Source organism: Parazoarcus communis SWub3 = DSM 12120 (assembly GCF_003226565.1).
In the GTDB taxonomy this organism is placed as follows: Bacteria; Pseudomonadota; Gammaproteobacteria; order Burkholderiales; family Rhodocyclaceae; genus Parazoarcus; species Parazoarcus communis.
This window is the reverse complement of record NZ_QKOE01000024.1, coordinates 39,685-53,302: the sequence shown is the minus strand read 5'-3', so window position 1 is coordinate 53,302 and position 13,618 is coordinate 39,685. Positions and strand designations below refer to the sequence as shown.

Genomic DNA, 13,618 nt, shown 5'->3' with positions numbered 1-13,618 from the left:
TCGTCGAGCGCGAGCGCATCGCCGCGGGCAAGCGTACCCGCGAGCGCCGCTACTACATCAGCTCCCTGCCGGCCGACGCCGCGCGCATCGCGCGCGCCGTTCGCAGTCACTGGGAAGTAGAGAACCGCCTTCACTGGTGCCTGGACGTCCAGTTCAACGAAGACCAATCCACCGTCCGTACCGGCTTCGCTGCCAACAACTTCGCCATCGTCCGCCACATCGTGATGAACCTCTTCCGATTGAACACATCACGCAAGGGCAGCATAAAGACCAAGCGCATGCTGGCCGCTACGTCGGACAAATTTCGCGCAGAACTGCTCGGGGTGATGACATGAAGGTGCGATTGCCCTGGTGAACATCCTTGGTTTCTTTGTAGGTCAAATCGCGCTCAAGTTTACCGTTGGGGGAGTTTTCCGCAATTTTGATGTACTCGTCCAGAGTGCGTTTCGCCATGTCCGCACGAATCTTGTCGATCTGGGCGTCTGAAAGCTTTTTGCATGTGGCTGCAAAATATGAGTCTTTCAAGAAATCGAGTGCAGAAAGACCGGTGATGCTATTGCCCCTGGCAACACCTTCAGCCCAGCCTGCATAGTTATAACCTTGGGCGTAGAGTTCGGCGTACACCTGCGCGGCCGCACTGGCTCCCCCGTTTTCGATGGCCTGTCTGTATTGCTGTAGTTGTGCTGTGGTAATAGCGTTTGGCACGAAATAATCCCCTTGAAAAAAATCAATAAAATTTACTTGACCGACAAATGAGGTGATCTGTCAGCGTTGGTCATAGATGTTTCCTTGGCTTCAAAACTCAGAAACAAACCAGTGACGGACTCCTTGATGGTTCGCCACTCTTTCAGGAGTTTGGGGTAGAAGCGCACGGTGACCGCCACTTCGGCTTTGGGCTCAAGACCGAACTCAAGAGCGCATCTTGAAATGCCTCCCGGCACGGACGTTCTGCCGCATTGAATATAGGTATCAACATGGCCTGATGTGTCTCTATGGATATAGATGTCGTAGGTGGAATCACTTTCGCGCGCTGATTTTCCGGTTTTGGGGTCGGTGCCGCTTGGTACATAGGCTTCTAATCCATAAATGTCACTTGGCAAGCGCTCATAGTTATTCCACCAGTACTCGCTGCGCTCCCAAAGTTTTTTTGCGCGCCCTTCACGGGCCTTAGCCCCTAGTCCAGGATAAATCTCACCTGCGTTAATTCCGATGCTAATCCACGGATTCTCTGGGTTGAGATCGTAGGATCTGTATTCATCCCTCGTTGCTTGATTTTCTAGGCCTTTCATATCCGGGAAACGCACATCGATTCCGAAGCTACGCAACCTCGATTCGAATGTGCGTTCAGGAGCAGGCCCTTTGCTCTTCTCACCAAATCCCGGATCGCCGTCGTATTCCACATATTCAGCGTAGTGCCGGGGAATGCGAACTTTCATTCCGCCAAGGTCGCCAATAACATCTTTCGGGGTGTATTGCGCCAGGGCCATTTCTGGCGGCTGAAAGCCAAATAATTGATTTTTTGTCGACTGGAATTTCCAGAAGACATAACCGCTTGCTATTGACAGCCCTATCAATAAATAAGCTATCCAGCGCCATGCCCGCGAACGATTGCTGTATTTGTTTTCGCTGCTCATATTTCCTCCTTCACCAAACTCATATGCATGGCATGCTGCCCCATATTCACCACCTCATCCACTTGCAAGCCCTTGGGCACTTGATGCGTGATGAAGATCATCGTTACCTTGCCTTTGAGCCGGTTGATGGTCTGTGCAAAATGCTCTGCGGTCTGTTGATCCAGATTGGAAATCGCCTCGTCGAAGATCAGCACCTTGGGGCACTTGAGCAGCGCCCGGGCAATCGCAATGCGCTGCCGCTGCCCGCCCGATAGCCCGGTACCGCGCTCGCCGATTTCGGTCTGGTAACCCTGGGGGAGTTTCTCGATCACATCGTGGATTTCCGCGGCCTTGCAGGCGGCGATCACATCCTCGAAACTCGCGTGCGGATGAGCCATGATCAGGTTGTCGTACACCGTGCCGGAGAACAGCACGGTCTCCTGCGGCACCACACCAAAAGTCGCCCTGAGTTCGTTGGCAGCCAGTTGGCGGATATCTCGCCCGTCCAGCGTGATCTGCCCTTCCTGCGGCCAGTAAAAGCCCTGCATCAGCTTGGCCAGCGTGCTCTTGCCACAGCCGCTGGGGCCCATTAGCACGGTGAGCTTGCCGGTGGGGATGGTCAGACTCAGGTTGCGGTAGAGCCAGGGGTGTTGCTCCGAGTAACGAAAACCCACGTCGCGGATGTCGATGCGGCCTTCGCCACCCGCGGCGCGTTGCGGGGTGAGCGTGAAAGGCTCTTGCGGCATGTCCAGGATGTCGCCCAATCGCTTGACGGAAATGCTGGCCTGCTGGAATTCCTGCCACAGCCCGACCAGGCGCAGCAGCGGTTGGCTCATGCGGCTGGCGAACATTTGGAAGGCCACCAGCATGCCCACCGTCATGCCCGCTTCGGGCTGCATCACCAGCCACGCCCCCACGATGAGGATGGCGAGCGTCATCACCTGCTCCAGACCGGAGGCGACCACCTGATAGGTGTTGCTGACCTGCCGCGTCGCAAAACCTGCCGAGAGGTATTGCGCCAGATAGGTGCCGTAGCGCTTGCCGACATCCGGCTCCAGTTGCAGGGACTTCACCGTGGCCATGCCCGCCAGGTATTCGGTGAGGAAGGCCTGATTACGCGCGCCAAGCAGGAACTGTTTGTCCAGCCGCGCGCGGAAGATGGGCACCATGATCAGGCTGGCGAGCACGATGAGCGCGAGGATGCCCAGCACGATCAGCGTGAGCTGCCAGCTGTAGGCGAACATGACCCCGAGGAAGATGAACAGGAATGGCAGATCAAGCACGAGCGTCACCGCCGCGCCGGAAACGAACTCGCGCAACTGCTCCACCCCGTGCAGGCGGGCCACCAGGGTGCCGGTGGGCCGCGCCTCGAAGTACGGTAACGGCAGGTGCAACAGGTGCTTGAGCACCTTCTCGCCCAGCACGGCATCGATGCGGCTGCCGGTATGCAGCACAAGATACTGGCGCAGCCAGCTCATGCCGCTGGTAAAGAGCATGAACACCACCAGCGCCACGCCCAGCACGATGAGGGTGCTTTCCGAATGGTGGGCGATGACCTTGTCGATGATGACCTGGGTAAAAAGCGGCGTGGCCAGGCCGACCAACTGGATGGCAAGGCTGGCCAAGAGCACGTCGCGCCAGATGCGCTTGTGGCGCAGCAGCTCGGGCACGAACCAGGAAAAACCGAAGGGCTTTTTCTGGGACTCGGGCGATTCGACGCGGCTGACGGACTCCGACACCGGAGGGTCGGCCTGCGCCACCAGCAGCAGCACCGGCGCGGCCTGGGCGCGGGCGGCGTCGAGCGCCACGGTTTCCGGCGCCGACTGACCGGGCTTGACCCAGGCCAGGGTGTCGTCGCCGTGCTGGACGATCAGCGCCGGGGTAAGTGTGGTGCGGGATGGATGCTGGGGTGAAACGGTGCTTGCCGGTTCGGCAGAGGTCTGAGAGGCTTCTAAAGCCGGAACAGCCAGCAGCGCCACGGCGGGCAGCGGCAAGGCCGACAGCCCCGCGTCGGGCCAGTGCGCCAACCCGGCCTTGAGGCCGAGCGCGCCCAAAGCCTCGATCAGCGTGGGCAGATCGATCGGCGGCGGAAAACGCTTGATCACCAGCTCGGCATCGAACGGCTGGCGATAGAGTCCGGCCAGACTCGCCAGGAGCCACAGCGCGGCTGGTGTGTCTACGTGCTCTTCCGGATCGGCAACAGTGTCCTGATGCGCTCCCTGCATGCTTTGTTCTTCTTCGTCATGGGTTATTTATGTCAAAATGATTATGTAATTGCAATAATTTGGGCTGCCAATAGCAATATGACATTTTGTCGCAGACATTTTTCAGAAGTGTTGTGCTTTCGATACGGCGGCGTGCGCTCACAGATGCGGGCAAGCGCTCAAGCTGAGGTTGAGTCCGTTCATCCGCTGGCGTACAATTCTGCGCAGGCACTCGCCCGAGTTGTGAGCGACTCAAAAAGGTCTTCCCGTTGCACCCTAAAGTTTTCATCCGACCATTGAGATTCCCACTGTGCTGAATGCGTAATCGCTCAACGCCCCGCGCAGAATTTGGAGAATTTCAATGAAATCCGACTTCAGTTTCCTCGCGTTTGTCGCCCGCCAAAACCTCGTGGCGCCTGGCGTTTTCGTGCCAATTGCATACGCAGCAGTTGCTTGCGGCCAGCCTGGGGTATGGCAGCCTGGCGGTCATCCAGGCATCCACTGAAGAAGCCCCCGGTATCGCTGGGGCAGACTTTGTCATCCTGGACGTGGCAGGCCTGTTCGCCCGGGCAGCCTCCCTCGGCTATGGGGCTGCATCGAATCAAATCACCGATGCGATTGCCTCCGCCATCAAGCGTGATCCTGAGCCGCCAGCCGTTTTCCTGGCCCTGCTCGACTTCATCGAAGAGGTCGCAGCCCGGTTTGCCAATGAACGGGATAGACCGAATCTACAGGTGCCGGGGTCGGGGTACCGGGGTGCCGGGGTGCCGGGGTGCCGGGGTGCCGGCGTCACCGAAGCCGACATCGATTTGGGTCTTGCAGCGTACTCTGGCCAGATCGCCTGCAATCATCACGCGAACGCCACCGTAGCCAGTTTCCTTGCGGATCTCCTCGACCGCGACGGAGGCTGGGTCGAACGCAATGCCGTCGTCGACCGGTACAGCTGCGATGTCCCGGAATACTTGGGCCACTGACCCCAGATCACTGGCACCGAAACCCAACAGATCGGCGTCGCGTGTGGCCCGGTGTGGCATGTCGTACCAGCGCGTGAACAGCAGCGCACCCTAGGAGGCTGTCGGACTTGAGCGATCGTAGCGAGCCGAGGGGGAAAACGAGGACAGATTCGGCCATTTTTGAGGCGCATAGTCATTCTATGCAACGAAAAAACGGGCGGATAAGGACCGTTTCTCCCACTGGCGCAGCAGATCGGCCTCAAGCCCGACCGCCTCCTAGGCATGGCGATCCAGGTCTGACGTGGCAGCTGCGTGGTCAGCTCATGAAACTGCAGCGCCGTAAGCAGGCAGAACACCGCTTGAGGTACCTTGGTGGCGATGGTGCCAAGGCTCTCGAATTCCGAAACCTGTGCATCCGGCAAACGGTACAGGCCTCGCCCCACCTTCGTCAGTAAGTGGCGTACAGGAACGCAAGCACCCGAGTGAGACGCATATCTTACGCGCTGCATGGACCGGGATGCCTTAAACGCACACAACGCGGTATCATCTTCGCTATTAGATCAAATACTTGAGTCATCCCCCAGAATGAGCGCCCGCCACACCCTCGAACTGCTCGCACCGGCCAAGACGGCCGACATCGGCATCGAAGCCATCAACCACGGCGCCGATGCCGTCTACATTGGCGGCCCGTCCTTCGGCGCACGTTCGGCAGCCGAGAATACCGTGGCCGACATTGCCCGCCTGGTCGAGCATGCCCACCGTTATCACGCCCACATCTATGTGGCACTCAACACCATTCTGCGCGACGAGGAGCTGGAGCCCGCACGTACGCTCATTCATCAGCTCTACGACGCTGGCGTGGATGCGCTGATCGTGCAGGACATGGGCCTGCTCGAGCTCGACCTGCCCCCCATCCAGCTGCATGCCAGCACCCAGACCGACATCCGCGACGCGGCCAAGGCGCGCTTCCTGCAGGATGTGGGCTTCTCGCAGATCGTGCTGGCGCGCGAGCTGACGCTGGACGAGGTGGTCAAGATTGCGGCAGCCACCGACTGTCAGCTCGAATACTTCGTGCATGGTGCGCTGTGTGTGGCCTTCAGCGGCCAGTGCTACATCAGCCACGCCCACACCGGCCGCAGCGCCAACCGTGGCGAGTGCTCGCAAGCCTGTCGTCTGCCTTACGACCTGGCCGACAAGGACGGCAACATCATTGCCCGCGACCAGCACATGCTGTCGATGAAGGACAACAATCAGAGCGCCAACCTTCGCCGCCTGGCCGCGGCCGGCGTCAGCTCGTTCAAGATCGAGGGGCGCTACAAGGAACTGGCCTACGTCAAGAACATCACCGCCCACTACCGGCAGCTGCTGGACGAGATCATCGACACCCCCCTGCCCGGCGAGCCAGCCTGGCAGCGTGCATCCAGCGGCCGGTGCAGCTACACCTTCACCCCCCAGGCGGAAAAAACCTTCAACCGCGGGTATACCGACTACTTTACCAACAAGCGCCAGCACGGCATCGAGGCCTTCGAGTCGCCCAAGTTCGTCGGCGAGGCGATCGGCCGGGTCACCCGTATTGACACCAAGAGCCGCAAGTTTTTCGACATCGAGCGCGTCGCGCCACTGCACAACGGTGACGGTCTCACCTGGTACGACCCCAAGGGCGAGCTGACCGGCCTGCGCGTCAATCGTGCCGAACACGATGCCGGCGGCCCGGGCATCGACCGGGTGTTTGCCGCCGACAGCCTGCCCGCCGACCTGGTGCCCGGCACGTCGGTGTTCCGCAACCACGACCACGAATTCGAACGCGCGCTGGAGAAGAAATCCGCTGACCGCCGCATCCGCGTCGATGCGCGCTTCTTTGCGACCGACAACGGATTTGCCCTGAGCCTTCGCGACGAAGACGGCGTCACGGCCAGTGCCAGCATCGTTGCCTCGCACGAGGTCGCCCAACAGGCAGAACGCGCCCTTGCCAGCCTGCGCGAACAGATTGCCAAGCTTGGGAACACGATTTTCCAGATCGGCGACATCGAGCTCGACGTCTCGCCTGCCCCCTTCCTGCCGGCTTCGGCACTCAATGGACTGCGTCGCGACGCAGTTGAACAGCTCGAGCGGGCGCGGCAGAAGGCCCACCCGCGCTTACTGCGCGCGCAGCCGGTTGAGCCGCCAGTGCCCTATCCGCAAGATGCGCTCAGCTACCTTGCCAATGTGCTCAATGACAAGGCTCGTGCCTTTTACGCCCGTCACGGCGTGACGCTGATCGACTCGGCCTACGAGGAGAACGAGGAAAAGGGCGAGGTGTCACTGATGATCACCAAGCACTGCCTGCGCTACAGCTTCAACCTCTGTCCGAAGGAGGTCAAAGGCATCCGCCCCGACCCGATGACCCTGGTCAACGGCAAGGAAACGCTGACGCTGAAATTCGATTGCAAGCGCTGTGAGATGCATGTGATGGGCGAGCTGAAACCCCACGTCGCCCGCCTGCATGAACAGGTCAAGCCTCAGAAGGTCAGCTTCTTTCCGAACAAGGCCGGCAAGGTCCGGGCGCACGATCACGCCGGGTGATAAACGCCATCCGGCGCCGCCCCGCCATCAGTAGTGGGGCGGGATTTCATCCTCTGGACGCCGGGCCTCGCCCGGCTGCACGCTCTGCACCTGCTGGGCAAGCTGGCGGATATGCTGCTGCATCAGGTCAATCTGCTGTTGCTGCCGGTAGACAGTCCGGTTCAGCTCATCGAGCAGATCCTCGACGTACATCAGCTTTGATTCCAGGGTTTCGAGGCGGGATTCCATGGCAGACACCATCTTGCAGGGGCTGAGATTCTATCCGATGCTGTGCACTGCACCGGTACTTGAGCATCAGGCAACACCCACACGGCAGTTCAGTCATCTCCACGATCAGCCCCGGACATGTCAGCAAGCCCTCCCCAGCCCGAGACGCCCCACCCCGTGAGGCTCATCGCAGAACTGCGGCGCTGTCCAACCTGCCAGCGCTGGGCAGGCAGTCGCCGTATTGGCGACGACGGCCACCAGGTTGAACTGGATCCCGCACAGCCACGCGGCAATTGCACGGAAGGGCCCTGGCACGGCAGTTCCCGCGGCCCCCGCAACGCCTGCGGACAATGGCTGAAGTGGGAATGCATCGCCCCCCCGGTTACGGACGACTGCAGCGCCCCACCCAAAGCCTGAGACCCGGCAACCAACGTAGCCGGCAGCGCTCACTCCTCGGTATCGTCATCCACAGCAAGATCCGGATTGACCGGCGTCGGGCCGTTGGCCGCGGCGTCTGCCAGCATCACTTCGCGGGTGGCAGGGGTTTCCAGGCTGATCTGCCCGAGCGCCCCGCTACGGTAGTCAAGCAGCAGGATCTGAGCGGCCTTCTCCAGATCCAGACCACCACCTTTCTGCAGGCAACCGCGACGACGGCCGACCTCCTCGAGCAGGGCCGGTGCATCGAAGCGGCTGGGGTCGATGCGATAACGTGCCGCCAGAAGCTGCGGGTAACGCGCCAGCAGAATGGTGCCGAGAAAGGTCGCCACCTCTTCGTCGATCACCGCATTGCGCCCGATCGCATGGCTGGCGGCAAGCATGAAGCCGTCCGAATCATGGTTGATCTTGGGCCACATCAGCCCCGGCGTATCGGTCAGCGTCATGCCCGGCCCCAGGTCCAGCGTCTGCTGACTCTTGGTCACGGCCGGCTCGTCGCCGACCTTGGCCACCTTACGCTTGAGCAGGGCATTCATCAGCGTGGATTTGCCGACATTGGGGATGCCCATCAGGATCATGCGCAAGGGTTTGGTGCCGTCGTTACGATGCGGCGCAAGTTGCCGGCACAAGGACGGGATGCGTGATACGTCAGCCGGTTTCTTGGCCGACAGCGCCACCGCCTTGACGCCCGGCTGGCGGTTGTAGAAATCCATCCACGCCCGAGTGGCCTCCGGATCCGCGAGATCGGATTTGTTAAGCAGTTTAAGGCAGGGGCGATTACGGAACTGGCGTAGCTCGGCGATCATCGGATTGCTGCTGGCCTCGGGCAGGCGGGCATCGGTCACCTCGATGACGACGTCGATCGCAGCCAGCGTTTCAGCCGCCTTTCTGCGCGCCGAATTCATGTGACCAGGGAACCACTGGATGGGCATCGGAAGTCCGGGATCAATTACTTAAGGGCGAGTATTATCCCACTGCTGACGCGGTCGCGAATCGAATCTGTTGAAGCCTGTGCGGGGCACACGTTCGCCCGAGATAAAAAAGAAGGCGGGCGGCATTAAAAAAAACTACACAAGCCCGCAAAACCGTGTATTCTGGCGTCGCAGTCGATTCAAGCAGTTGTCTTTGTGGTGTCGTTTCCGCGTGTTCGTTCCGCGAACTTTCCGGTTTGATTCCCTCGATACGTTTCTTGATCGTTCCTGCACTCCGGACGATAGTCCACCAACATGTTTTTAAGGAACGCATAAAATGAGCACTCAAACCGGTACCGTGAAATGGTTCAACGACGCCAAGGGCTTCGGCTTCATCACCCCGGAAGGCGGCGGTGACGACCTGTTCGCCCACTTCAGCGAAATCCAGTCGAAGGGTTTCAAGAGCCTGGCCGAAAACCAGCGCGTTGAATTCGAAGTCAAGAACGGCCCCAAGGGCCTGCAGGCGGCCAACATCCGCCCGCTCTGATCAGCCCTCGCTGATCATGCAGAACGCGGCCTGCGGGCCGCGTTTTTGTTTTTGTGGCGCCGGACAGCCATACTGGGAATCCGACCAGACTGCGGCTCGATGCGCCCACCCGGCCACGGCCCCATTACGTTTGATGCCCCATCATGACTGAATCCATCCAGACCTTCGCCGAACTCGGCCTGCCCGACAACCTGCTGTCGGCCCTGACCGCAGTGGGCTACGAAACCCCGTCCCCCATTCAAGCTGCGTGCATTCCGCACCTGCTCGAAGGCCGCGACCTGCTGGGCGAAGCCCAGACCGGCACCGGCAAGACGGCTGCCTTCGCGCTGCCCCTGCTGGCCAAGCTCGACCTGAGCAATGGCAGCCCCCAGGTATTGGTGCTGACCCCCACCCGCGAGTTGGCCATCCAGGTTGCCGAGGCCTTTACCAAGTACGCCCATGATCTGAAAAACTTCAATGTGCTGCCGATCTACGGTGGCCAGAGCATGGTCGTGCAACTGCGCCAGTTGTCGCGCGGTGCGCAGGTCATCGTCGGCACACCGGGGCGGGTCATGGACCACCTCGAGCGCGGCAGTCTCAAGCTCGACACCCTGAAGGCCCTGGTGCTGGATGAGGCCGACGAGATGCTGCGCATGGGCTTCATCGACGATGTGGAGTGGATTCTCGACCACACCCCGGACAGCCGCCAGACCGCGCTGTTCTCGGCCACCATGCCCAACGTGATCCGTGATGTAGCCCGTCGCCACCTGCGCGAACCCGAAGAAATCAAGATCCGCGCCAGCACGGCCACCGTCGCCAAGATCCGTCAGCGCTACTGGCTGGTGCGTGGGGTGGACAAGCTCGACGCCCTCACCCGTATCCTCGACGCCGAAGAAACCTTCGACGCCGCCATCGTCTTCGTGCGCACCAAGATCGCCACCGAAGAGCTCGCCGACAAGCTGCACGCCCGCGGCTATGCCGCCGCTGCGCTCAATGGCGACATGACCCAGGGCCTGCGCGAGCGTGTGATCGAGCAGCTCAAGAACGGTAGCCTGGACATTGTCATCGCCACCGACGTCGCCGCACGCGGCATCGACGTTCCGCGGGTCAGCCACGTCATCAACTACGATATTCCCTACGATACCGAAGCCTACGTTCACCGCATTGGCCGCACCGGGCGCGCCGGACGCGAAGGCTCGGCCATTCTCTTCGTCGCGCCGCGCGAGACACGCATGCTCAAGGTCATCGAGCGCGCCACTCGCCAGCCGATCGAACCGATCGCGCTACCCAGTCGCGAGGAAGTCTCCAACCTGCGGGTCAGCCAGTTCAAGCAGCTGGTGCTCGACACCCTGAGTAGCCAGGATCTTGGCTTCTTCATGGACGTGGTCAACAGCCTGTCGGAAGAGAACGAACTCGAAGCCCATGAAATCGCCGCGGCGATGGCCTTCCTCGCACAACGCGAACGCCCGCTGCAGATCGAAGAGAGCGGTCGCGGCTGGGATCTGGCGACCGCGCCCACCCGCGACGGTGGTCGTCCGCCGCGCGAAGAGCTCTTCACCACCGGCGTCGCTCGCGAACGCGCGCCCCGCCCCAACCGCGACGAAATCCTGACTCGCCGTCGCGCCTTTGCCGATGGCGCACTGGTGCGCTACCGCATCGAGGTCGGCCGCAACCAGGGGGCGAGCCCCAAGGAAATCGTCGGTGCGATCGCCAACGAAGGCGGTATCGAAGGCCGTTACATTGGCCAGATCCACCTGTTCAACGACTTCTCCACGGTGGAACTGCCGGCCAACCTGCCAGAAGACCTGCTCGGCATGCTCAAGCGCACCCGGGTACGCCAGTGCATGCTCAACATCCGTCCGCTTACCGACGAAGAGGCCAGCACCGTCCCGGATCGCCGTCGTCCGCCACGCGAGGAGGGACACCGTCGCGACGAAGGTCCACGTCGCGACGATGGCCAGCGCCGCGAATTCACCCCGCGTCGCGAAGACAGCGGCGATCGCCGCCCGCCCCGCCCGTCTGGCGACAAGCCGGCCTGGGGCAACAAGCCCGCAGGCGGTGGCTACGGCAAGCCCGGCGGTGGTGGTTATGGCAAGCCCGGTGAAGGTGGCTCGGCACGCAAACCCTGGGACAACAATGCACCGCGTCGCGATGATCGTGGCCCGGGACGTTCTGCCCCGTTCTCGGCCGGCAAGCCGAGAAAACAGCGGGACGAGTGATTGTCGCCCACCGATGACGCCGGCACGGCCCCCTTTGCCGGCCTGACCCCGGATTTCGTGCTCGACGCCGTAGAGAGCGTCGGCTTGCGGCCCGACGGCCGCATGCTGGCGCTCAACAGCTACGAGAACCGGGTCTATCAGCTTGGCATCGAAGATGGGCCGATGCAGGTGGTGAAGTTCTACCGCCCCGGCCGCTGGAACGACGACGCCATCCTCGAGGAACACCGCTACACCGCCGAGCTGGCCGAGCGCGAGATTCCGGTTGCTGCGCCGATCTGCATCGCCGGTCTCAGCCTGCATCAGCACCAGGGCATGCGCTTTGCGCTGTTTCCGCGCCTGAGCGGCCGTGCGCCAGAGCTATCCGACCCGGCCACGCTGGAGTGGCTGGGCCGCTTCATTGCACGCATTCATGCAGTCGGTGCGATCAGGCCGTTCAAGGCCCGCCCCGCCCTGGACATCGCCAGCTTCGGTGAAGAACCGCGCCAGTGGCTGCTGGCGCACGACTTCATTCCGCCCGACCTGCTGCCGGCCTGGACCAGCACCATCGATCAGGCACTGGATGGCATCCGCCGAGCCTACGACCGCGCTGGCCGGGTGCGCACGCTGCGTCTGCATGGTGACTGCCACATGGGCAATGTGCTGTGGTCGCAGCACGAAGGCGGCGGACCGCAGTTTGTGGACTTTGATGACGCCCGGACGGGTCCGGCAGTCCAGGATCTATGGATGCTGCTGTCGGGTGAGCGCGGCGAACAGGTGCGCCAGCTTGCGGACATCCTGGCGGGTTACGAGGATTTCATGGAGTTCGACACGCGGGAACTTCACCTGGTCGAAGCCTTGCGAACGCTACGCCTGATCCACTATTCCGCCTGGCTCGCCCGCCGCTGGCACGACCCGGCCTTTCCCGCGGCGTTTCCGTGGTTCAACACCCAGCGCTATTGGCAGGACCGGATCCTGGAGTTACGCGAGCAGATCGCCTTGATGGATGAGCCTCCGCTACCGGCCTGAAGCGACCACCGCAGTGCACCATCGAAGCCGATAGCCGGTAAACTCGGTGGCATCGAATCGAGCCTCTACACCCCGTACATGCAACTCCAAGCCTGGTACCACTCCTGCTCCGCGGGCTACACCCTGCGCGGCGAGCACTCGCTACCCTCAGGCAAACCCGTGCTGCACTTCCTGCATGGCAATGGCTATTGCGGACGTACCTACGAACCGATGCTCGCCCGCCTCACCCCACACTTCGATCTGTTCTTGTCAGACGTCCAGGGGCATGGCGACAGCGATCACGGCGGCCGCTTTCACGGCTGGAACCGCACCGCCGAGTTGTGTCTGGAGGCCTGGCGCGCACGCGGCCGGATCTTTGGCAATGTGCCAGTGTTTGCCGTCGGGCACAGCTTTGGCGGCGTCATCACCAGCCTGATGCTGGCGCGTGCGCCAACGCTGTTCAGCCGCGCGGTGCTGCTCGACCCAGTGCTGTTTCCGCCGGCGATGATCGGCCTGATGGCCTTGTCCGACGTGGTCGGCCTGTATTCGCGCAACGCCCTGGCCAGCCGTACCCGCAAGCGTCGGCATCACTGGCCGGACCGGCTCACCGCCTATCAGGCGCTGGAGGGCCGCGGCATGTTCAAGGGCTGGAAGGAAGAAGCCTTGTGGGCCTACGTCAACCATGCGCTGCGCCCGGCGGCGGACGGCGGCGTAGAACTCAAGTGCAAGCCGGCGCGAGAGGCGGAGATCTTCAGCTCATACCCCAAGCGCCTGTGGTCGCAACTGGACAAGATCCGGACGCCCACACGGGTGTTGCGCGGCGAGGATACCTATCCCTTTGCCGCCAAGGGTATCGCCCGTCTGTGTGCAAGCAACGCCGTGGTCAGCCAGCGAACCATGGCTGGCGGGCACTGCTTCATGCAGGAGGATCCTGCCAGCAGTGCGGACGCCATCCGCGCCTTCCTGCTGGCCCCGTCAGCAACGGACACCTGAAGCAGCCCCCT

General features: G+C 61.8%; 12 protein-coding genes. 6 read left to right on the top strand and 6 right to left on the bottom strand.

Annotation, left to right across the window (positions count from 1 at the left end):
- The coding region (locus DNK49_RS20655; RefSeq protein ID WP_110529298.1) for an ISAs1 family transposase at positions 1 to 335 on the top strand (335 nt) is incomplete at its 5' end.
- On the opposite strand, the gene DNK49_RS23960 is transcribed toward DNK49_RS20655, so the two are convergent.
- The 4 genes from DNK49_RS23960 to DNK49_RS25050 all read right to left on the bottom strand — a co-directional run bounded on the left by DNK49_RS23960 (position 289) and on the right by DNK49_RS25050 (position 4,851).
- Positions 289 to 705: a hypothetical protein gene (locus DNK49_RS23960; RefSeq protein ID WP_133255137.1), complete on the bottom strand. Its 417-nt coding sequence runs from the start codon at positions 703 to 705 to the stop codon at positions 289 to 291. The genes DNK49_RS20655 and DNK49_RS23960 overlap by 47 nt on opposite strands.
- Positions 706 to 737: 32 nt before the next feature.
- Complete coding sequence (locus tag DNK49_RS20650; RefSeq protein WP_110529296.1) at positions 738 to 1,634, bottom strand: hypothetical protein; 897 nt, start codon at positions 1,632 to 1,634, stop codon at positions 738 to 740.
- Positions 1,631 to 3,838, bottom strand: a complete 2,208-nt coding sequence (locus tag DNK49_RS20645; protein ID WP_110529293.1) for a peptidase domain-containing ABC transporter — start codon at positions 3,836 to 3,838, stop codon at positions 1,631 to 1,633. The genes DNK49_RS20650 and DNK49_RS20645 overlap by 4 nt, the downstream gene beginning before the upstream one ends.
- Positions 3,839 to 4,545: 707 nt before the next feature.
- Positions 4,546 to 4,851 carry a nucleotidyl transferase AbiEii/AbiGii toxin family protein gene (locus DNK49_RS25050; protein ID WP_207807060.1) on the bottom strand — a complete coding sequence of 102 codons (306 nt, stop codon included), beginning with the start codon at positions 4,849 to 4,851 and terminating at the stop codon, positions 4,546 to 4,548.
- Between the two features lie 504 nt (positions 4,852 to 5,355).
- Between DNK49_RS25050 and DNK49_RS20635 the strand changes: the two genes are divergently transcribed.
- Positions 5,356 to 7,332 carry a peptidase U32 family protein gene (locus tag DNK49_RS20635; protein ID WP_110529291.1) on the top strand — a complete coding sequence of 659 codons (1,977 nt, stop codon included), beginning with the start codon at positions 5,356 to 5,358 and terminating at the stop codon, positions 7,330 to 7,332.
- A 27-nt stretch (positions 7,333 to 7,359) separates the two neighbouring features.
- Here the strand turns inward: DNK49_RS20635 and DNK49_RS20630 are convergent, their stop codons facing one another.
- Positions 7,360 to 7,560, bottom strand: a complete 201-nt coding sequence (locus tag DNK49_RS20630; RefSeq protein ID WP_110529307.1) for a SlyX family protein — start codon at positions 7,558 to 7,560, stop codon at positions 7,360 to 7,362.
- A gap of 425 nt (positions 7,561 to 7,985) precedes the next feature.
- Complete coding sequence (gene ylqF / locus DNK49_RS20620) at positions 7,986 to 8,906, bottom strand: ribosome biogenesis GTPase YlqF (protein WP_110529284.1); 921 nt, start codon at positions 8,904 to 8,906, stop codon at positions 7,986 to 7,988.
- Between the two features lie 316 nt (positions 8,907 to 9,222).
- Here ylqF and cspE point away from each other — a divergent pair, with 316 nt between their 5' ends.
- The 4 genes from cspE (at position 9,223) to DNK49_RS20600 (ending at position 13,607) form a co-directional block, all read left to right on the top strand.
- Positions 9,223 to 9,432: a transcription antiterminator/RNA stability regulator CspE gene (gene cspE, locus DNK49_RS20615; protein ID WP_110529282.1), complete on the top strand. Its 210-nt coding sequence runs from the start codon at positions 9,223 to 9,225 to the stop codon at positions 9,430 to 9,432.
- Positions 9,433 to 9,575: 143 nt separating this feature from the next.
- On the top strand, positions 9,576 to 11,630 hold the full coding sequence (locus DNK49_RS20610) for a DEAD/DEAH box helicase (protein WP_110529279.1): 2,055 nt from the start codon (positions 9,576 to 9,578) through the stop codon (positions 11,628 to 11,630).
- On the top strand, positions 11,631 to 12,635 hold the full coding sequence (locus DNK49_RS20605) for a serine/threonine protein kinase (protein ID WP_110529276.1): 1,005 nt from the start codon (positions 11,631 to 11,633) through the stop codon (positions 12,633 to 12,635). It abuts the gene before it with no gap.
- 78 nt (positions 12,636 to 12,713) lie between these two features.
- Positions 12,714 to 13,607, top strand: coding sequence for an alpha/beta fold hydrolase (locus tag DNK49_RS20600; RefSeq protein WP_110529273.1), 894 nt, complete (start codon positions 12,714 to 12,716; stop codon positions 13,605 to 13,607).
- The last annotated feature ends 11 nt before the right edge of the window (positions 13,608 to 13,618 follow it).

What these genes read in the sequence shown, in the direction of transcription:
- DNK49_RS20650 (WP_110529296.1), bottom strand. Translation starts at nt 1,634, where the DNA reads ATGAGCAGCGAAAACAAATACAGCAATCGTTCGCGGGCATGGCGCTGG.
- DNK49_RS20645 (WP_110529293.1), bottom strand. Translation starts at nt 3,838, where the DNA reads ATGCAGGGAGCGCATCAGGACACTGTTGCCGATCCGGAAGAGCACGTA.
- DNK49_RS25050 (WP_207807060.1), bottom strand. Translation starts at nt 4,851, where the DNA reads ATGCCACACCGGGCCACACGCGACGCCGATCTGTTGGGTTTCGGTGCC.
- DNK49_RS20635 (WP_110529291.1), top strand. Translation starts at nt 5,356, where the DNA reads ATGAGCGCCCGCCACACCCTCGAACTGCTCGCACCGGCCAAGACGGCC.
- DNK49_RS20630 (WP_110529307.1), bottom strand. Translation starts at nt 7,560, where the DNA reads ATGGAATCCCGCCTCGAAACCCTGGAATCAAAGCTGATGTACGTCGAG.
- ylqF (WP_110529284.1), bottom strand. Translation starts at nt 8,906, where the DNA reads ATGCCCATCCAGTGGTTCCCTGGTCACATGAATTCGGCGCGCAGAAAG.
- cspE (WP_110529282.1), top strand. Translation starts at nt 9,223, where the DNA reads ATGAGCACTCAAACCGGTACCGTGAAATGGTTCAACGACGCCAAGGGC.
- DNK49_RS20610 (WP_110529279.1), top strand. Translation starts at nt 9,576, where the DNA reads ATGACTGAATCCATCCAGACCTTCGCCGAACTCGGCCTGCCCGACAAC.
- DNK49_RS20600 (WP_110529273.1), top strand. Translation starts at nt 12,714, where the DNA reads ATGCAACTCCAAGCCTGGTACCACTCCTGCTCCGCGGGCTACACCCTG.